General features: G+C 57.8%; 18 protein-coding genes. 11 read left to right on the top strand and 7 right to left on the bottom strand.

Going from position 1 to position 19,066, the window contains the following annotated elements; all coding sequences use genetic code 11:
• Positions 1–141: 141 nt before the first annotated feature.
• From hemY to hemC, 4 genes are read right to left on the bottom strand one after another with little or no spacing between them, the layout of a single operon-like run.
• The gene (gene hemY, locus DVA44_RS22765) at positions 142–1,341 is read right to left on the bottom strand and encodes a protoheme IX biogenesis protein HemY (protein ID WP_103825327.1); all 1,200 of its coding nucleotides are present in this window, start codon (positions 1,339–1,341) and stop codon (positions 142–144) included.
• A 2-nt stretch (positions 1,342–1,343) separates the two neighbouring features.
• Positions 1,344–2,522 (bottom strand): uroporphyrinogen-III C-methyltransferase, encoded by a 1,179-nt coding sequence (hemX, locus tag DVA44_RS22760; RefSeq protein ID WP_114388261.1) that lies wholly within the window; start codon positions 2,520–2,522, stop codon positions 1,344–1,346.
• A gap of 21 nt (positions 2,523–2,543) precedes the next feature.
• Complete coding sequence (gene hemD, locus DVA44_RS22755) at positions 2,544–3,284, bottom strand: uroporphyrinogen-III synthase (protein WP_114388259.1); 741 nt, start codon at positions 3,282–3,284, stop codon at positions 2,544–2,546.
• Complete coding sequence (gene hemC / locus DVA44_RS22750; RefSeq protein ID WP_103177450.1) at positions 3,281–4,222, bottom strand: hydroxymethylbilane synthase; 942 nt, start codon at positions 4,220–4,222, stop codon at positions 3,281–3,283. The genes hemD and hemC overlap by 4 nt, the downstream gene beginning before the upstream one ends.
• 345 nt (positions 4,223–4,567) lie before the next feature.
• Here hemC and cyaA point away from each other — a divergent pair, with 345 nt between their 5' ends.
• Positions 4,568–7,114 (top strand): class I adenylate cyclase, encoded by a 2,547-nt coding sequence (gene cyaA, locus DVA44_RS22740; protein WP_103177448.1) that lies wholly within the window; start codon positions 4,568–4,570, stop codon positions 7,112–7,114.
• A 91-nt stretch (positions 7,115–7,205) separates the two neighbouring features.
• On the opposite strand, the gene cyaY is transcribed toward cyaA, so the two are convergent.
• Positions 7,206–7,526, bottom strand: coding sequence for an iron donor protein CyaY (gene cyaY, locus DVA44_RS22735; protein ID WP_114388257.1), 321 nt, complete (start codon positions 7,524–7,526; stop codon positions 7,206–7,208).
• Between the two features lie 136 nt (positions 7,527–7,662).
• Between cyaY and DVA44_RS22730 the strand changes: the two genes are divergently transcribed.
• The 8 genes from DVA44_RS22730 to corA all read left to right on the top strand — a co-directional run bounded on the left by DVA44_RS22730 (position 7,663) and on the right by corA (position 14,617).
• Positions 7,663–7,866 carry a lipoprotein gene (locus tag DVA44_RS22730; RefSeq protein WP_114388255.1) on the top strand — a complete coding sequence of 68 codons (204 nt, stop codon included), beginning with the start codon at positions 7,663–7,665 and terminating at the stop codon, positions 7,864–7,866.
• Positions 7,867–7,898: 32 nt separating this feature from the next.
• Positions 7,899–8,723: a diaminopimelate epimerase gene (gene dapF, locus DVA44_RS22725; RefSeq protein WP_114388254.1), complete on the top strand. Its 825-nt coding sequence runs from the start codon at positions 7,899–7,901 to the stop codon at positions 8,721–8,723.
• Positions 8,720–9,427 (top strand): DUF484 domain-containing protein, encoded by a 708-nt coding sequence (locus tag DVA44_RS22720; RefSeq protein WP_103825334.1) that lies wholly within the window; start codon positions 8,720–8,722, stop codon positions 9,425–9,427. The genes dapF and DVA44_RS22720 overlap by 4 nt, the downstream gene beginning before the upstream one ends.
• Complete coding sequence (gene xerC, locus DVA44_RS22715) at positions 9,424–10,326, top strand: tyrosine recombinase XerC (protein ID WP_114316422.1); 903 nt, start codon at positions 9,424–9,426, stop codon at positions 10,324–10,326. Before DVA44_RS22720 ends, xerC begins: the two co-directional genes overlap by 4 nt.
• On the top strand, positions 10,326–11,042 hold the full coding sequence (yigB, locus tag DVA44_RS22710) for a 5-amino-6-(5-phospho-D-ribitylamino)uracil phosphatase YigB (protein ID WP_114388252.1): 717 nt from the start codon (positions 10,326–10,328) through the stop codon (positions 11,040–11,042). Before xerC ends, yigB begins: the two co-directional genes overlap by 1 nt.
• A 107-nt stretch (positions 11,043–11,149) precedes the next feature.
• Positions 11,150–13,312, top strand: a complete 2,163-nt coding sequence (uvrD, locus tag DVA44_RS22705) for a DNA helicase II (protein WP_114316423.1) — start codon at positions 11,150–11,152, stop codon at positions 13,310–13,312.
• Positions 13,313–13,461: 149 nt separating this feature from the next.
• Positions 13,462–13,518, top strand: a complete 57-nt coding sequence (ysgD, locus tag DVA44_RS26130; protein ID WP_212743980.1) for a YsgD/CorL family protein — start codon at positions 13,462–13,464, stop codon at positions 13,516–13,518.
• A gap of 148 nt (positions 13,519–13,666) precedes the next feature.
• Positions 13,667–14,617 carry a magnesium/cobalt transporter CorA gene (gene corA / locus DVA44_RS22700; RefSeq protein WP_039031208.1) on the top strand — a complete coding sequence of 317 codons (951 nt, stop codon included), beginning with the start codon at positions 13,667–13,669 and terminating at the stop codon, positions 14,615–14,617.
• 80 nt (positions 14,618–14,697) lie between these two features.
• On the opposite strand, the gene rarD is transcribed toward corA, so the two are convergent.
• Complete coding sequence (rarD, locus tag DVA44_RS22695) at positions 14,698–15,594, bottom strand: EamA family transporter RarD (protein ID WP_103825339.1); 897 nt, start codon at positions 15,592–15,594, stop codon at positions 14,698–14,700.
• A 51-nt stretch (positions 15,595–15,645) separates the two neighbouring features.
• Positions 15,646–16,113, bottom strand: coding sequence for an acyl-CoA thioesterase YigI (gene yigI / locus DVA44_RS22690; RefSeq protein ID WP_114388251.1), 468 nt, complete (start codon positions 16,111–16,113; stop codon positions 15,646–15,648).
• A gap of 156 nt (positions 16,114–16,269) precedes the next feature.
• On the opposite strand from yigI, the gene pldA reads away from it, so the two are divergent.
• Positions 16,270–17,130 (top strand): phospholipase A, encoded by an 861-nt coding sequence (pldA, locus tag DVA44_RS22685; RefSeq protein ID WP_114388249.1) that lies wholly within the window; start codon positions 16,270–16,272, stop codon positions 17,128–17,130.
• Between the two features lie 91 nt (positions 17,131–17,221).
• A complete protein-coding gene (gene recQ, locus DVA44_RS22680) occupies positions 17,222–19,051 on the top strand; it encodes an ATP-dependent DNA helicase RecQ (protein ID WP_103825341.1) in 1,830 nt (609 codons plus the stop codon).
• Positions 19,052–19,066: the final 15 nt, after the last annotated feature.

Below are 19,066 nucleotides of genomic sequence, written 5' to 3'. Positions count from 1 at the left end.
CGATTTAATCCACGCCGTAAAAGGCGTGTACAGAAAAAATGTTCAATGAAAGGAGATCGTTACATTGGCGGAGATGGGTCTCTGAAGAAGATGCAAAGAATGTAGCAAATAAAAAAGGAGGCCGTCAGGCCTCCTGTGCAATTATTGCTGCGGGGGATTATTCTGCAACGTCAGCAACAGACCGTCGCGGCGCATTTCGGCAGCCTCTTCCGGCAGATGCAGTTTATCCAGCGTATCCGCCAGCCAGGCATAATCGAACGCATCCGGGCGCTGTTTTAACGCGGCGCGGAAGGCGAGGCTGGCCTCTTTCCATTCGCCATGTCTGGCCAGCGACTGTCCCAGAGTGCTCCACAGCAGAGGGCGGTCACCCACGGTTTTGATCTGCTGGCGGAGCATTTTCTCGATCTGCTCCGGATTATTGGTTTTCAGGCGCGGGATCACCATTACCAGCCGATCGTCATACTGGCGTTTCAGGCCATCAAGGATGATGCTCTGGGCGGTATCGTGATCGTCACACTCAATCAGGTGTTCCGCCATCGCCACCTGCAGGGGCACCTGCTGGCGCGTTTTGCGGCTCTGATTTTTCCACCAGGCTTTCAGGCCATCGCTGCCCTGATCGGCTCGCGCCTGGTCCATCAGCCCGATCCAGGCCTGACGTTGCAGGCTGTCGCGTTGCTCTTCGTCGCCGACGTCGGCTTTTGCCATCGACGGGATGATGTCCAGCAGCGAACCCCAGGCGCCGGTGCGGATATAGGCCTGCTCAGCCAGACGCAGCACCTCCGGATGACGCGGCGCAATCTCCAGCAGACGATCGACGCCGTGACGGGCGGCATGGTTTTCGTTACGCGCCAGCTGCAGGCGCACACGGGTGATCTCCACCGGGATCGGATCGTTTTCAGCCAACTCGGCGGCGCGCTCCAGATGCTGATTGGCGCGTGCTTCGTCGCCGCGCTGCTGTGCGGCTTCCGCCGCCAGCAGATAGTTGACCACCGGCTGTTCAGCATGATCGGCATTCTTCGACATCAGCTTCTCAACCTGCTGATAGTCGCCTTCGGCCAGCTTCAGCAGGGCCTGTTCGGTCTGCTTGCGGGCACGGCGGCGCTTGCGGCCGACAAACCAGCTGCGGGTATGGGCCCCGGTACGGAAGATGCGGCGCAGGATCCACTCGATCGCCAGAAACGCCACCATTACCAGGATCAAAATGATCACCAGCCCGGTGACGCTGGTTTCGATATTGTAGTTATCGGTCTGGATCAGCACGTAGCCCTGATGACCCGCCAGCATAGGACCCAGCACGATCCCGGCGAGCAGCAGTGCGAAGAGTAATAAAACTTTTAACATAATTACTCTCCTTGCGGTGCGCTGTCAGGGGCGGGAGCAGGGGCTGGAGCAGGAGACTGCTCCGCCGCTTCGCCCGGCTGTGCCAGCAGGTTACGCACGCGCGTCTGCATCAGCTTCTCCAGAATCGGCTGGCTCTCCAGCTTATCCGGTACGTTCATGGTGATGTTCTGTTGACTCAGCTTGTCCACCTCTTCGAGGAAGGCGGTAGTGGTGGCATCGTCGGTATCGTAGTAAGCGCGTACCCAGGTGGAGACGTTATCCAGCGCCTGTTTGTAGGTCTCTTCCTGATGACGAGGCACAGCCTGCGCGGCCACCAGCAAACGTGAACGCAGGTTCTCGCGCAGGTAGACGTCCTGATTCGGCGCGAGCAGCGGTACGGCGGTCTCATCGCGGCGGCGAACGGTGATAAAGCTGTCCATAAAGTTCTGCCAGCTTTTTTGCAGGTTGATACGCCACTCGCTCAAGGAGCTGGAGAGTTCGCTGCTGTCGGAATCCATCGGGGAGTCGTCGTCATTATTATCTGCCAGACGCAGGTTATCGATCTGGTTCGACAGCTGATTCACTTTCAGGATGATGCCGTCGTAGTCCACCTGGGAAACGGTCGACAGGCTGGCGATATCCGCAGTGAGTGCCCGGCGGGCAGTGATCAGGCTTGGGTCGTTCATATCGCCCAGGCTGGCATCGGCGCTTTTCAGCAGCGCGGCAGCGGTGGTGACATCCTGATCGCTCCACAGCTTGCGCCCGGCCAGTTTGACCAGGAAATCAGCCTGCGCCAGCAGCCAGGTTTTGGCATCGGTACCGGAAATGGCCGCCACTTTTTGCTGCATTTCATCCAGCTGTTTGGTCAGCTCGTCCTGCTTACGGGTGGCGGCGGCCAGCTGATCGGCCTGCTGTTTAATTACCCCATCCAGCTCGGCTTTTTGCGACTGCTGCGCCTGTTGTAAGGCGGTAATTTGCGTCACCAGTTCGTCGTTCGTGGCAACCTGATTGGTAGCTTGTTTTTTCACCAGCCCATACAGACCGACGCCAGCGGCCAGCGCAATGGCGATAGCAATCGCGCTTAACGCCAGACTGGTTTTATTGCTGCCATGCTTTTTCTCTGTCGTTTCTGGCTGTGGCGTGGTGTCCACAGTCTCCCTGGTCTCTTCAACCACGGCGGAGGATTTTTCTTGTTCCGTCATTATGGCTTCCCATTATGAGAGTTATTGTAATGCGCGCAGCAGCGCATCGTTGTCGGCGTTATCAGCGATCCGAATATCTTGCCAGCCCAGTTCCCGGGCGAGGTTCGCCAGACGCTCACTGACGACCAGAAGCCGACAGCGGAGTAACCAGTTTTCACGATACCATTGTGGGATCAGCGACCAGAGGTGTTGCAACATTTCGCCGCTGGTCACCACAAGGGTAGTGACGCCGCGCGACTGCCAGCGCATCGCCTCTTCTGCACCGTCATAGTATTTATTACAACGTTGATAACATTCGCAAAATGTCACTTCTGCTCCACGCTCACGCAGCGTGTCGCCCAGCAGTTCCCGCCCACCGTTGCCGCGCAAAATCAGAATGCGCTTTCCCACAACGGTTTGTAATTCAGGTAATTGTAGCAACACTTCGCTGGTTTCCCGATCCAGCGGGTAGCGAACATGCTTGCCACTTTCGGTGTGCAGCGCCAGGGCGGTGGTTCTGCCGATAGCGAAATAGCACGGCGCATCCGGCCAGCGCTGGCCCTCCTGCTGCAGCCGGGCGTGGGCAAATGTCACGGCATGTTGTGACAGGGCAAACAGCATGTCATCGGCCCGCAGCGCGGCAAGATGGCCCGCGAGCAGGGGAAGTTCCCGGCCCGGGGTGAACTCAATCAGCGGAAAGCTCCACGCCACCTGCCCCAGTGCGCGCAGACGGCTCACTAACTGATCTCCTGCGGGAGAAGGGCGGGTGACGAGAATACTCATGCCGGGGGTTCTCCATTATAGACATCCGCGAGAATTTCACGGGCGCCATTGTCCAGTAGCTCTTCCGCCAGCGAAATACCCAGCTGTTCGGCGTCCTGCGGTTTGCCGCGTCGTTCACCGCGCACCATCTGCGAACCGTCCGGCGCGCCAACCAGCGCGCGCAGCCACAGTTCGCCATCTGTTAATTCAGCATAGCTGCCAATCGGCACCTGACATCCCCCTTCCAGGCGGGTATTCATAGCGCGCTCCGCCTGCACGCGGATTGCGGTCTCGTCGTGATTGAGCGGCGCCAGCAGCGCATGGGTACGAGTATCGTCGAGTCGGCACTCAATGCCCACCGCGCCCTGGCCCACGGCCGGCAGCGACTGTTCCGGGGAGAGCGCCGCCTTGATACGCGACTCCAGTCCCAGTCGTTTCAGGCCAGCCACCGCCAGAATAATGGCGTCATATTCACCGTTGTCCAGCTTGCTCAGGCGGGTACCAACGTTACCGCGCAGGGAGCGGATGATGAGATCCGGGCGATACTCGGCCAGCTGGCACTGGCGGCGTAAACTTGACGTGCCAACGATGCTCCCTTGTGGCAGAGCATCCAGGGAGTCGTAGTGATTTGAGACAAAGGCATCGCGTGGATCTTCCCGCTCGCAAATCGTGACCAGACCCAGCCCCTCAGGGAAATCAACCGGGACGTCCTTCATGGAGTGAACCGCGATATCGGCGCGACCTTCAAGCAGTGCCAGTTCAAGCTCTTTTACGAACAGGCCTTTCCCGCCCACTTTCGCCAGCGGTGTATCAAGGATGACATCACCGCGTGTCACCATTGGTACCAGCTCTACACGCAAACCTGCATGGCAGGCCTCAAGGCGCTGCTTAACATAATGTGCCTGCCAGAGCGCAAGGGGGCTTTGGCGTGTGGCAATTCTTAAAACATTGTCTAACATGCTTGTTACCGTCTTAATCGTCTGCTGACCATCCTAACATTGTTGTCTCAGGACTGTCAGGTTTACGGACGTAGAAGGGGTTCAGGACAGGGCTGCGATACAGGTTGCCTGCTGCCGTATTCAGGAATTTACACGTACAGAACGGTGCTACACTTGTATGTAGCGCATCTTTCTTTACGGTCAAACGGCAAGGTGTTAAATTGATCACGTTTTAGACCATTTTTTCGTCTCCGAGACCATAAAGATAAGGGCGAAAAAGGGCGACGGCTACTTTCGAAATACTGTGAATGCGTAATCCTCGGTCTTGCTGAAGGTGAGCGCTTTCTGAACATCAGGCGATACGTCTTGTACCTCTATATTGAGACTCTGAAACAGCGACTGGATGCCATCAATCAACTGCGCGTCGATCGCGCGCTTGCTGCCATGGGACCTGCTTTCCAGCAGGTTTACAGTCTACTGCCGACATTGTTGCATTATCACCATCCGCTGATGCCGGGTTACCTTGATGGTAACGTTCCCAAAGGCATCTGCCTTTTCACGCCTGATGAAACCCAACAGCACTATCTGAAAGAGCTGGAACTCTATCGCGGTATGCCAGCGCAGGAGTCGCCAAAAGGCGAACTGCCTATCACCGGCGTCTACACCATGGGCAGCACCTCTTCGGTAGGGCAGAGCTGCTCGTCGGATCTCGATATCTGGGTCTGTCATCAATCCTGGCTTGATAATGAAGAACGTCAACTGCTGCAGCGTAAATGCAGCCTGCTGGAGAGCTGGGCGGCATCGCTCGGCGTGGAAGTCAGCTTCTTCCTGATTGATGAAAACCGTTTCCGCCATAATGAAAGCGGCAGTCTGGGAGGCGAAGACTGCGGCTCGACCCAGCACATCTTATTGCTGGATGAGTTTTACCGTACCGCCGTGCGCCTGGCCGGGAAGCGTATCCTGTGGAGTATGGTGCCGTGCGACGAAGAAGAGCATTACGACGACTACGTCATGAAGCTCTATGCCCAGGGGGTCCTGACGCCAAACGAGTGGCTGGATCTGGGCGGCCTGAGCTCGCTCTCTGCGGAAGAGTACTTCGGCGCCAGCCTGTGGCAGCTCTATAAAAGTATCGATTCCCCGTACAAAGCGGTGCTGAAAACGCTGCTGCTCGAAGCCTATTCCTGGGAATATCCGACCCCGCGCCTGCTGGCGAAAGACATTAAACAGCGTCTGCATGACGGCGAGATCGTCTCTTTCGGTCTTGATGCCTACTGCATGATGCTCGAGCGCGTCACCGAATACCTGAAAGCCATCGACGATCCGACCCGTCTCGACCTGGTCCGTCGATGTTTCTATCTCAAAGTCTGTGAGAAGCTCAGTCGCGAGCGCGCCTGCGTTGGCTGGCGTCGTGAAGTGGTCAGTCAGTTAGTCAAAGAGTGGGGATGGGACGAAGAGCGCCTGTCGATGCTGGATAACCGCGCCAACTGGAAGATCGATCAGGTGCGTGAAGCGCACAACGAACTGCTCGATGCGATGATGCAGAGCTACCGTAACCTGATCCGCTTTGCCCGTCGTAACAACCTCAGCGTTTCCGCCAGCCCGCAGGACATCGGGGTGCTGACCCGTAAGCTGTACGCGGCGTTTGAAGCGCTGCCGGGTAAAGTGACGCTGGTGAACCCACAGATTTCGCCGGACCTGTCTGAACCGAACCTGACCTTTATCTATGTTCCACCGGGTCGTGCGAACCGTACCGGCTGGTATCTCTACAACCGTGCCCCAAGCATGGATTCGATCATCAGCCATCAGCCGCTGGAATATAACCGTTACCTGAACAAGCTGGTGGCGTGGGCCTGGTTTAACGGCCTGCTGACGTCACGTACCCGCCTGTTTATTAAAGGTAACGAGATTGTCGATCTGGCTAAACTGCAGGAGATGGTGGCGGATGTGTCGCACCACTTCCCGCTGCGTCTGCCTGCGCCGACGCCGAAAGCGCTCTACAGCCCGTGCGAAATTCGCCATCTGGCAATTATCGTCAACCTGGAATATGACCCGACGGCGGCCTTCCGCAATCAGGTGGTCCATTTCGATTTCCGCAAGCTGGACGTCTTCAGCTTTGGCGAGCAGCAAAACTGCCTGGTGGGCAGCGTCGATCTGCTCTACCGCAACTCGTGGAACGAAGTGCGTACCCTGCACTTCAACGGCGAGCAGGCGATGATCGAAGCGCTGAAAACGATTCTCGGCAAAATGCACCAGGATGCTGCGCCGCCGGACAGCGTCGAGGTCTTCTGTTACAGCCAGCATCTGCGCGGCCTGATCCGTACCCGCGTACAGCAGCTGGTCTCTGAATGTATCGATCTGCGCCTCTCCAGTACCCGTCAGGAAACCGGGCGCTTTAAAGCGCTGCGCGTCTCCGGCCAGACCTGGGGCCTCTTCTTTGAACGTCTGAACGTCTCGGTGCAGAAGCTGGAAAACGCTATCGAGTTTTACGGCGCCATTTCGCATAACAAGCTGCACGGTCTGTCGGTACAGGTTGAGACCAACCACGTTAAACTGCCGCAGGTGGTGGACGGCTTCGCCAGTGAAGGGATTATTCAGTTCTTCTTTGAAGAGACGGGGGAGGATGCCGGGTTCAATATCTACATCCTCGACGAAACCAACCGCGCCGAGGTGTATCACCACTGTGAAGGCAGCAAAGAGGAGCTGGTGCGCGACGTCAGCCGCTTCTACTCCTCTTCCCATGACCGCTTCACCTACGGCTCAAGTTTTATCAACTTTAACCTGCCGCAGTTCTATCAGATTGTGAAGGTGGATGGCCGTGCGCAGGTGATCCCGTTCCGCACCCAGGCGATTACCCCGGTCGTCCCTGACAGACAGGACGCCAGCACCCCGCTGTTGCAGCAGTATTTCTCCTGACGGCCATTGCCCGGTGGCGCTACGCTTACCGGGCCTACAAAGGCACGAACCCGTAGGCCGGATAAGCGAAGCGCCATCCGGCAAAACAGCCTTAGCGGAAGCTCACCTCTTCACCCGACTGCTGCGTTGCTGCCTGCTCAAGCAGATTCCAGAAGGACTCACCGCTGCGATCGCAAATCCACTCGTCGCCTTTCAGGTCGAAGTGGTAGCCGCCCTGTTTGGTGGCGAGCCACACCTGGTGAAGCGGCTCCTGGCGGTTAATAATGATTTTGCTGCCGTTTTCGAAGCTGATGGTCAGCACGCCGCCATTGATTTCACAATCGATGTCGCTGTCGCCATCCCAGTCATCCAGGCGTTCTTCGATGGTTTGCCACAGGTTATCGGCAAGGCGATGGAATTCACTGTCATTCATGGTTCTGTTCCTGTTTTTCGTGATGGCGGCAGTATAACGCTAAATAATTCCGGTTGCAGGTTAGCGGCAAACTCTTGCTTTTGTGCCTTCTCCTGCGATGATAGAAAACAGATTTGAACTTACAGGCAACATGATAATGAAAAACGTTTTTCGAACGCTTGCCGTTCTCCTTACGCTGTTTAGTCTGACCGGATGTGGTCTGAAAGGGCCGCTCTATTTCCCGCCAGCAGATGAAACCGCGCCGCCACCGACCAAAAAAGTGGAAAGCCCAGTGCAAACCACTATGCCGGATCGTAACGATCGTGGCGATAACAACGGTCCAAGCCAGGCCAATTACTGACAAGCGCTCCTGTCCGCGCAATGGAGTAAATAATGCAGTTTTCTAAGATGCATGGCCTTGGCAATGACTTTATGGTCGTCGACGCGGTAACGCAGAATGTCTTCTTTTCCCCTGAGCTGATCCGCCGTCTGGCCGATCGGCACCTGGGGGTGGGGTTTGATCAGCTGCTGGTGGTTGAGCCGCCCTACGATCCGGATCTCGATTTTCACTACCGTATCTTTAATGCCGACGGCAGCGAAGTCTCCCAGTGCGGCAACGGCGCGCGCTGTTTTGCCCGTTTCGTCCGTCTGAAGGGGCTCACTAACAAGCGCGATATTCGCGTCAGCACCGCCAACGGACGGATGGTACTGAGCGTGACCGACGACGAGCTGGTGCGGGTGAATATGGGCGAGCCAAACTTCGAACCCTCGCAGGTGCCGTTCCGCGCCAACAAAGCGGAAAAGACCTATATCATGCGCGCGGCGGAACAGACAGTCTTGTGCGGCGTGGTCTCCATGGGGAACCCGCACTGCGTGATCCAGGTTGATGACGTGGCGACGGCGCCCGTCGAAACCCTTGGCCCGGTGCTGGAGAGCCATGAGCGTTTCCCTGAGCGCGCCAACATTGGGTTTATGCAGGTTCTCACCCGCGAACACATTCGTCTGCGCGTTTTTGAACGTGGCGCAGGCGAGACGCAGGCGTGCGGCAGCGGTGCCTGTGCGGCCGTCGCGGTGGGGATTACGCAGGGTTTACTGGCACCAGAGGTTCGCGTGGATTTACCAGGCGGGCGTCTTGATATCGCCTGGAAAGGCCCGGGCCAGCCGCTCTATATGACCGGCCCGGCGACACAAGTTTATGACGGGTTTATCCATCTATGAAACAACCAGGAGAAGAACTGCAGGAGACGCTGACGGCAATGGACGACCGGGCGGTTGTTGATTACCTGCTGCGCCATCCTGATTTCTTTATTCGCAATGCGCGTGTCGTTGAAGAGATGCGCGTCCCGCACCCGGTCCGCGGTACGGTCTCGCTGGTTGAGTGGCATATGGCGCGCGCGCGCAACCATATTAACCATCTTGAAGAGAACATCTCCCTGCTGATGGAGCAGGCGAGCAGTAATGAAGGGCTGTTCTATCGCCTCCTGCACCTGCAATCCCGACTGGCGTCGGCCAGCAGCCTGGACGAATTTCTTCTTCGTTTGCATCGCTGGGCGCGGGATCTGGGGCTGGCGGGCGCCACGATACGCCTCTTCCCGGACCGCTGGCGCATTGGCGCGCCCTCACGTTTTACCCATCTGGCCCTGTCGCGTCAGGCGTTTGAGCCGCTGCGCATTCAGCGTATGGGACAAGCGAACCACTATCTTGGGCAGCTGAATGGTCCTGAGCTCCTGGTGGTGCTGCCAGAGGCCAAAGCTATCGGGTCGGTAGCCATGTCCCTGATGGGGCGCGACGGCGAGCTTGGTGTGATGCTGTTTACCAGCCGCGATCCGCATCATTACCAGCAGGGACAAGGCACACAACTGCTGCAGGAGATTGCGCAGATGCTGCCCGAGCTGCTGGAGCGCTGGATTGAACGCGTATGACGGACGCTCAGCTGGCACCTGCCGTTACCCGTTTTCTGCGCTATCTGGGCGTTGAGCGCCAGCTCAGCCCGATCACCCTGTTGAACTATCAGCGTCAGCTTGATGCCATCATGCAGTTAGCCGATGAAATCGGCCTGACGAGCTGGCAACAATGTGATGCCGCCACGGTGCGCACGTTTGCCGTTCGCAGCCGTCGTAAAGGGCTAGGCCCGGCCAGCCTTGCGCTTCGGCTCTCGGCACTGCGCAGCTTCTTTGACTGGCTGGTCAGCCAGGGCGAACTCAGCGCCAATCCGGCCAAAGGGATCGCCGCCCCGAAAGCGCCGCGCCATCTGCCCAAAAATATCGACGTGGATGACGTTAACCGCCTGCTGGATATCGATCTCAACGATCCGCTGGCGGTGCGTGACCGCGCCATGCTTGAGGTGATGTACGGCGCCGGCCTGCGTCTTTCCGAGCTGGTTAACCTGGATATCAAACATCTCGATCTGGATACCGGGGAAGTGTGGGTGATGGGCAAAGGCAGCAAAGAGCGGCGCTTGCCCATTGGCCGCAATGCCGTGGTGTGGATTGAGCACTGGCTCGATCTGCGCGGCCTGTTCGGTACCGAAGACGATGCGCTGTTCCTCTCGAAGCTGGGCAAGCGCATCTCGGCGCGTAACGTGCAAAAACGGTTTGCCGAGTGGGGGATTAAGCAGGGGCTGAACAGCCATGTTCATCCCCATAAATTGCGCCATTCGTTCGCCACCCACATGCTGGAGTCCAGCGGTGACCTGCGTGGCGTCCAGGAGCTGCTGGGCCACGCCAATTTGTCCACCACCCAAATCTATACCCATCTCGATTTTCAACACCTTGCCTCGGTGTACGACGCGGCGCATCCACGCGCCAAACGGGGGAAATAATGCGTTTTTATCGTCCATTAGGCCAAATCTCTGCCCTGACGTTTGACCTTGATGACACCCTTTACGACAACCGCCAGGTGATCCTGCGTACCGAGCAGGAAGCGCTGGCGTTTGTGCAAAACTACCATCCGGCGTTAAAAACGCTGGAAAACAAAGAGTTCCACCGTCTGCGCCAGGCGTTACGGCAGACCGAACCGGAAATCTATCACGATGTGACGGAATGGCGCCGTCGGGCCGTTGAGCTGGCTATGCTCAACGCGGGTCTGACCGCTGCCGAGGCCGCGCTTGGCGCAGAAGCCTCGATGGCGCACTTCGCGACATGGCGCAGCCGTATCGACGTCCCACAGGAGTCGCACGACACGCTGGCTGCGCTTGCCGAAAAGTGGCCGCTGGTGGCTATCACCAACGGCAATGCCCAGCCGGAACTGTTCGGCCTTGGCGACTACTTCCAGTTTGTGCTGCGCGCAGGCCCGCATGGGCGCTCGAAGCCGTTTAACGATATGTACCATCTGGCGGCGGAGAAGCTCGACCTGCCGTTGGGGAATATTCTTCACGTGGGCGATGACCTGACCACCGATGTTGCAGGGGCGATCCGCTGCGGCATGCAGGCCTGCTGGATCAAGCCTGAAAATGCCGATCTGATGACCACCCTGGACAGCCGTCTGCTGCCGCACCTGGAAATTTCACGGTTGGCATCCCTCACCACGCTGATATAATCACCAGTAATATTGTATAAATTACCAGGGTTTTGCGGTCGAAGACCCGGTAAGCGAAGCGCCAGCGGGCGTTTTGCAGTGTTCCTGATTACTACGTGACGGTGCCAATGGACGTTTCTTACCTGCTCGACAGCCTCAATGACAAACAGCGTGACGCGGTTGCCGCGACGCGCACCAATATGCTGGTGCTGGCAGGGGCGGGCAGTGGTAAGACACGCGTGCTGGTGCACCGTATCGCCTGGCTGCAGAGCGTGGAGAACTGCTCGCCATACTCCATTATGGCGGTGACTTTCACCAACAAAGCGGCGGCGGAGATGCGCCACCGTATCGCCCAGCTGATGGGCACCAGCCAGGGCGGCATGTGGGTGGGTACCTTCCACGGGCTGGCGCACCGCCTGCTGCGTGCGCACCATCTGGACGCCAACCTGCCGCAGGACTTTCAGATCCTCGACAGCGAAGATCAGCTGCGTCTCCTGAAGCGCTTGATCAAGGCGATGAATCTCGACGAGAAGCAGTGGCCGCCGCGTCAGGCGATGTGGTACATCAACAGCCAGAAAGACGAAGGGCTGCGTCCGCACCATATCCAGAGCTTTGGTAATCCGATTGAGCAGACCTGGCAGAAGGTCTACCAGGCCTATCAGGAAGCCTGCGATCGCGCCGGGCTGGTGGATTTTGCCGAGTTGCTGTTGCGCGCTCATGAGCTGTGGCTGAACAAACCGCATATTCTGCAGCACTATCGCGAACGCTTTACCAACATCCTGGTGGACGAATTCCAGGATACTAACAACATTCAGTACGCGTGGATCCGCCTGCTGGCGGGCGACTCCAGCAAAGTGATGATCGTCGGCGACGATGACCAGTCGATCTACGGCTGGCGCGGCGCGCAGGTCGAGAATATCCAGCGCTTCCTCAAAGATTTCCCGGGCGCAGAGACCATTCGCCTGGAACAGAACTACCGCTCCACCAACAACATTCTGAGCGCCGCCAACGCCCTGATTGAAAATAACAATGGCCGCCTGGGCAAAAAGCTCTGGACCGAGGGCATCGACGGCGAGCCGATCTCTCTCTACTGCGCCTTTAACGAGCTGGATGAAGCCCGCTTTGTGGTCAACCGGATCAAAACCTGGCAGGACAACGGCGGGGCGCTGGAGCAGTGCGCCATTCTCTATCGCAGCAACGCCCAGTCGCGTGTGCTGGAAGAGGCGCTGCTACAGGCCAGCATGCCCTACCGCATCTACGGCGGCATGCGCTTCTTCGAACGTCAGGAGATCAAAGACGCGCTCTCCTATCTGCGTCTGATCGCCAACCGCAACGACGATGCGGCCTTCGAGCGCGTGGTCAACACGCCAACCCGCGGCATCGGCGATCGCACCCTGGATGTGGTGCGTCAGACCTCCCGGGATCGCCAGCTGACGCTGTGGCAGGCGAGTCGCGAGCTGCTACAGGAGCGGGCGCTTGCCGGACGCGCAGCCAGCGCGCTGCAGCGCTTCCTGGAGCTTATCGAAGCTCTGGCGCAAGAAACCGCCGACATGCCGTTGCACGTTCAGACCGACCGGGTGATCAAAGACTCCGGCCTGCGCATGATGTATGAGCAGGAGAAAGGCGAGAAGGGCCAGACCCGTATTGAGAACTTAGAGGAACTGGTGACCGCCACGCGTCAGTTCAGCTACAACGAAGAAGATGAAGACCTGATGCCGCTGCAGGCGTTCCTGTCCCATGCCGCGCTGGAGGCGGGCGAAGGGCAGGCCGACACCTGGCAGGACGCGGTGCAGCTGATGACCCTCCACTCGGCCAAAGGTCTGGAGTTCCCGCAGGTGTTTATCGTCGGCATGGAAGAGGGGATGTTCCCGAGCCAGATGTCGCTGGATGAGGGCGGCCGTCTGGAGGAGGAGCGTCGTCTGGCCTATGTGGGCGTGACCCGCGCGATGCAAAAGCTGACCCTGACCTATGCCGAAACCCGCCGTCTGTACGGCAAAGAGGTCTATCACCGCCCGTCACGCTTTGTCGGCGAGCTGCCGGAGGAGTGCGTGGAAGAGGTACGCCTGCGCGCCAGCATCAGCCGCCCGGTGAGCCATCAGCGTCTGGGGACGCCGGTCTCGGAAAGCGACAGCGGCTTTAAGCTGGGCCAGCGTGTTCGCCATGCCAAATTTGGCGAAGGCACCATCGTCAATCTGGAAGGCAGTGGCGAGCACAGCCGTCTGCAGGTGGCGTTCCAGGGGCAGGGCATCAAATGGCTGGTGGCCGCTTACGCCAAGCTGGAAACCGTGTAACTTTCAGAAAAATATCACTATTTTGTAACTATCTGCTAGCCTTATATGTATAAGGCTATTTATTACCCTTCAGCGTTCCGTTGCGAGTTGACGCCGCCGTTACTGCTGGCGTAACATGCGCGCACGATTACGCTAAGAGGACATTCGCCTTGGACACACCCAGTAGATACTGGCTCAATTCGCTGTCATCCAGGAACAACTCCTAAGGCTATCTCCTCACGCTGATGGCCTTAGTGGTTGTCAGCGACACTTCTTCCCGTCGCGCTGAGTCAGGCTGTTTAATGGTCTGAAACCCAAATTGTTTCTGTGTGCCCACCGAACTGTCCGATATTTTTTGCATTGGGAGTCCCGGTCATGCTGAGCGCATTTCAACTGGAAAAAAACCGACTGATTCGGCTTGAAGCTGAAGAGTCACAACCCCTCATTGATGCCGTTTGGGTGGATCTGGTCGAACCGGATGACGACGAACGCCTGCGCGTACAATCTGAGCTCGGACAAAGCCTGGCCACCCGCCCGGAACTGGAAGACATCGAAGCATCGGCCCGTTTCTTCGAAGACGAAGACGGCCTGCATATTCACTCCTTTTTCTTCTTTGAAGATGCAGAAGATCACGCCGGTAACTCCACCGTCGCATTCACCATCCGCGATGGCCGCCTGTTTACCCTGCGTGAGCGTGAGCTGCCTGCGTTCCGCCTCTACCGTATGCGCGCCCGTAACCAGGCGATGGTGGACGGCAACGCCTACGAGCTGCTGCTCGACCTGTTTGAAACCAAAATCGAACAGCTGGCGGATGAGATTGAGAACATCTACAGCGATCTGGAAGAGCTGAGCCGGGTGATCATGGAAGGGCATCAGGGTGATGAGTATGACGAAGCGCTGTCAACGCTGGCAGAGCTGGAAGATATCGGCTGGAAAGTCCGGCTGTGTCTGATGGATACCCAGCGCGCGCTGAACTTCCTGGTACGCAAGGCGCGTCTGCCGGGTGGGCAGCTGGAGCAGGCGCGTGAGATCCTCCGCGATATCGAATCCCTGCTACCGCACAACGAATCCCTGTTCCAGAAGGTGAACTTCCTGATGCAGGCGGCGATGGGCTTTATCAACATCGAGCAGAACCGCATCATCAAGATCTTCTCGGTAGTGTCGGTAGTCTTCCTGCCGCCTACCTTAGTGGCGTCCAGCTATGGGATGAACTTCGAGTTTATGCCGGAGCTGAAATGGAGCTTTGGCTACCCGGGGGCGATTGTCTTTATGGTGCTTGCCGGGCTGGCGCCGTATCTCTACTTTAAGCGCCGTAACTGGCTTTGAGTGTTGTGCCGGGTGGCGGCTACGCCTTGCCCGGCCTACGATCGGATTCCCTCTCCCTGTGGGAGAGGGTGAGGGCAATACTATAGTCCTCTACGTGTCCTGCGTTGGGTATAAATCGCATCCGCCACAAACACCGCCAGCGCCACCCAGATAAACGCAAAGGTCACCATCTTATCTGCCCCCGGCACTTCGCCGTAGAACAGCACCGCCAGCAGGAACATCAGCGTCGGGCCGATATACTGGAAGAAGCCCAGCGTCGACAGACGCAGGCGCGTTGCCGCACCGGTAAAGCAGAGCAGCGGGATAGTCGTGACCACACCGGCCGCCATCAGCATTACGTTCAGCGTCCACGGGTTGCTGCCCATGTGGCTGGTGCTGCTGTCGGCGATAGCAAACAGATAAATGGCGGCTACCGGCAGCAGCCACAGGGTTTCAAACAGCATCCCGGTTTGCGCTTCGACGGCGATTTTTTTACGTACCAGACCATAAAAGGCGAAGCTGAACGCCAGCCCCAGAGCGATGATCGGCAGCGAGCCAAAGGTCCACAGCTGAACCAGCACACCACAAAAGGCCAGCAGCACCGCCAGCCACTGCATCCGACGGAAGCGCTCGCCGAGGAACAACATCCCCAGCACGATATTCACCAGCGGGTTAATGAAATAGCCGAGGCTCGCCTCCAGCATATGCTGGTTGTTCACCGCCCAGATGAACAGCAACCAGTTACCGCCAATCAATACGGCGGAGAGCGCCAGCAGGAAAATTTTCTTAGGCGTTTGCAGAAGCGTTTTCACCCCTGACCACTGACGGCTTACGCTCATCAGCGCCACCATAAAGAAAAACGACCAGATTATGCGGTGAGTGAGAATTTCATCGGCAGGAACGTAGTGAATCAGCTTGAAGTACGCGGGCGCGATACCCCAAATAAAATAAGCGGCAAGCGCGAGTAAAACGCCTTGCCGCGTCTGTTTAGCATCCATCAGGAAAATCCGTTACAAATATGTCACGCAATTTTACCCGATTTTACCGTCTCAACCCACCATATATGTGGCAGTTGCGCTGGCGATATAGAGCTGATCTTCGTTATGTAACTCCACGCGGGCGACGGCGACTTTATTGCCCGCACGCAGCAGGCTGCTGCTGGCAGTGAAGCGATTGCCGCGACCCGGGCGCAGATAATCGACGCGCAGATCGATGGTTCCCATTCGCGACAGGCGCTGGCGCAGCTCATCTTCGTTGATGGTGTCGTGGCGGGTCAGGGTGCTGCCAACGCAGACCAGACCGGCAGCAACGTCGAGGGCGGAGGCGATAACGCCGCCATGCAAAATGCTTTGTGCCCAGTTACCGACCATCATTGGCTGGTTGTTAAAGCTCAGTTGGGCGAAATCTTTTTCGTAGCGCTCCAGCTCCAGCCCCAGAGCACGGTTGAACGGCATGTGGTAGACGAAAATCTCGCCGACAAGCTTCAGCGCTTCTTCGGCAGTAAGCGTGGCAGACATAACACGTCACATCCTTATTGTTAAAAGAATGTTGATTTTATGCCCCATCAAATTGAATTGCCAGATTCGGAGCACAGGTGAAGCTACTCACCATTAAATATGCTAAAAGGGATCAAAATATTTCTCATTAAAACGCTTTGCAGGAGAGCATCACCGATGCGGACATATCAGGCCGTACTCATGGCGGCGGCTGCGCTGCCTCTTTCGGCATTTGCGCAGGACGCGACAACTCAGGAGGTGCCTGCCGTGCGGGGCAGCATCATCGCTAACCTGTTGGAGGAGCACGATAATCCTTTTACGCTCTATCCTTACGACAGCAATTATCTGATCTATACCGTGACCAGCGACCTCAATAAAGAGGCGATCAAAACCTATGACTGGGCCGACGATTCGCAGAAAGATGAGGTGAAATTCCAGCTGAGTCTCGCCTTCCCGCTGTGGCGCGGTATTCTGGGGCAGAATTCCATTCTGGGCGCCTCCTATACGCAGAAGTCATGGTGGCAGTTATCTAACAGCGATGAATCGTCACCGTTCCGCGAGACCAACTACGAGCCCCAGCTCTTTCTCGGGTTTGCCACCGACTACTCGCTGGCGGGCTGGACGCTGCGGGACGTGGAGTTTGGCTACAACCATCAATCCAACGGGCGCTCCGACCCCACCTCGCGCAGCTGGAACCGTATCTATAGCCGCCTGATGGCGCAGAACGGCAACTGGCTGGTGGAGGTGAAACCCTGGTATGTCGTGGGTAACACCGACGATAATCCGGATATCACCAAATACATGGGCTACTACCAGCTGCGGGTGGGCTATCAGCTGGGTGAAGCGGTGCTCAGCGTGAAGGGGCAGTACAACTGGAACACCGGCTATGGTGGTGCAGAGATGGGCGTCAGCTACCCGCTGACCAAACATGTTCGTCTGTATACCCAGGTCTATAGCGGCTATGGCGAATCCCTCATCGACTACAACTTCAACCAGACCCGCGTGGGTGTGGGCGTGATGCTGAACGATCTTTTCTAGCCTCCTCGAATGTTTTTCTCTTAAACGTTGAAGTTTCTCTCGCAGGCGCTGAAAATAGCGCCTGTTTTAATTTCGGGCAAATGGGGTTGATGTGGTGCAGGCGGAAGTCGTTAATCAGGAGTCGCTGGCTAAACAGGTTTTGCATGAAACCTTTGGCTATCACCAGTTCCGCCCGGGCCAGGAAACCATCATAAACACGGCCCTTGAGGGGCGTGACTGTCTGGTGGTCATGCCGACAGGCGGCGGTAAATCGCTGTGCTATCAGGTTCCCGCGCTGGTACTGAATGGTCTGACGGTGGTGGTGTCACCGCTGATCTCGCTGATGAAAGACCAGGTCGACCAGCTGCTGGCGAACGGCGTGGCGGCGGCCTGCCTCAACTCTACCCAGACCCGCGAGCAGCAGCAGGAGGTGATGGCCGGGTGCCGCACCGGGCAGGTTCGTCTGCTCTATATCGCTCCGGAGCGCCTGATGCTGGATAACTTCCTTGAGCATCTGGCGCACTGGAATCCGGTACTGCTGGCGGTAGATGAAGCGCACTGTATCTCCCAGTGGGGGCATGATTTCCGCCCGGAGTATGCCGCCCTCGGTCAGCTGCGTCAGCGCTTCCCGTCGGTGCCGTTTATGGCCCTTACCGCTACCGCCGACGACACCACCCGGCAGGACATCGTGCGTCTGCTGGGGCTCAACGATCCGCTGATTCAGGTCAGCAGCTTCGACCGCCCGAACATCCGCTATATGCTGATGGAGAAATTTAAGCCGCTGGATCAGCTGCTGCGCTATGTGCAGGAGCAGCGCGGCAAATCCGGCATTATCTACTGCAACAGCCGGGCGAAGGTTGAAGACACCGCCGCCCGTCTGCAAAGCCGTGGCTTCAGCGCCGCGGCCTATCATGCGGGGCTGGAAAACCACATCCGTGCCGACGTGCAGGAGAAATTCCAGCGCGACGACCTGCAAATTGTGGTGGCGACTGTCGCCTTCGGGATGGGTATCAACAAGCCGAACGTGCGCTTTGTGGTGCATTTCGACATTCCGCGCAATATCGAATCCTACTATCAGGAGACGGGCCGCGCCGGGCGTGATGGCCTGCCCGCCGAGGCGATGCTGTTTTACGATCCGGCGGATATGGCCTGGCTGCGTCGCTGCCTGGAAGAGAAACCCCAGGGGCAGTTGCAGGATATCGAGCGTCACAAGCTCAACGCGATGGGCGCCTTTGCCGAAGCGCAAACCTGCCGCCGTCTGGTGCTGCTGAACTATTTTGGCGAGGGGCGCCAGGAGTCGTGCGGCAACTGCGATATCTGCCTCGACCCGCCGAAGCAGTACGACGGGCTGATGGACGCGCGTAAGGCGCTCTCCACCATTGGCCGCGTCAATCAGCGCTTCGGGATGGGCTACGTGGTGGAAGTGCTGCGCGGTGCTAACAATCAGCGTATCCGCGAGATGGGGCATGACAAGCTGCCGGTGTATGGCATTGGCCGCGATCAGAGCCATGAGCACTGGGTCAGCGTTATCCGTCAGCTGATCCACCTGGGCTTTGCGACCCAGAACATTGCCCAGCATTCCGCGCTGCAGCTGACCGAAGCCGCCCGTCCGGTGCTGCGCGGCGAAGTCGAATTGCAGCTTGCCGTGCCGCGCGTGGTGGCGCTGAAACCGCGTGTGATGCAGAAATCCTACGGCGGCAACTATGACCGCAAGCTGTTCGCCAAGCTGCGTAAGCTGCGCAAAGCCATTGCGGATGAAGAGAATATCCCGCCTTATGTAGTGTTCAACGATGCGACGCTGATTGAGATGGCCGAGCAGATGCCGCTCAGCGCCAGCGAAATGCTCAGCGTCAATGGCGTGGGCACCCGCAAACTGGAGCGCTTCGGCAAAGAGTTTATGGCGCTTATTCGTTCTCATACCGATGGTGATGATGAGGAGTAGTCAGCCCGGCAAAAA

Source organism: Leclercia sp. W17 (assembly GCF_003336325.1).
GTDB lineage: Bacteria > Pseudomonadota > Gammaproteobacteria > Enterobacterales > Enterobacteriaceae > Enterobacter.
This window is presented reverse-complemented; position numbering and strand designations above follow the sequence as displayed.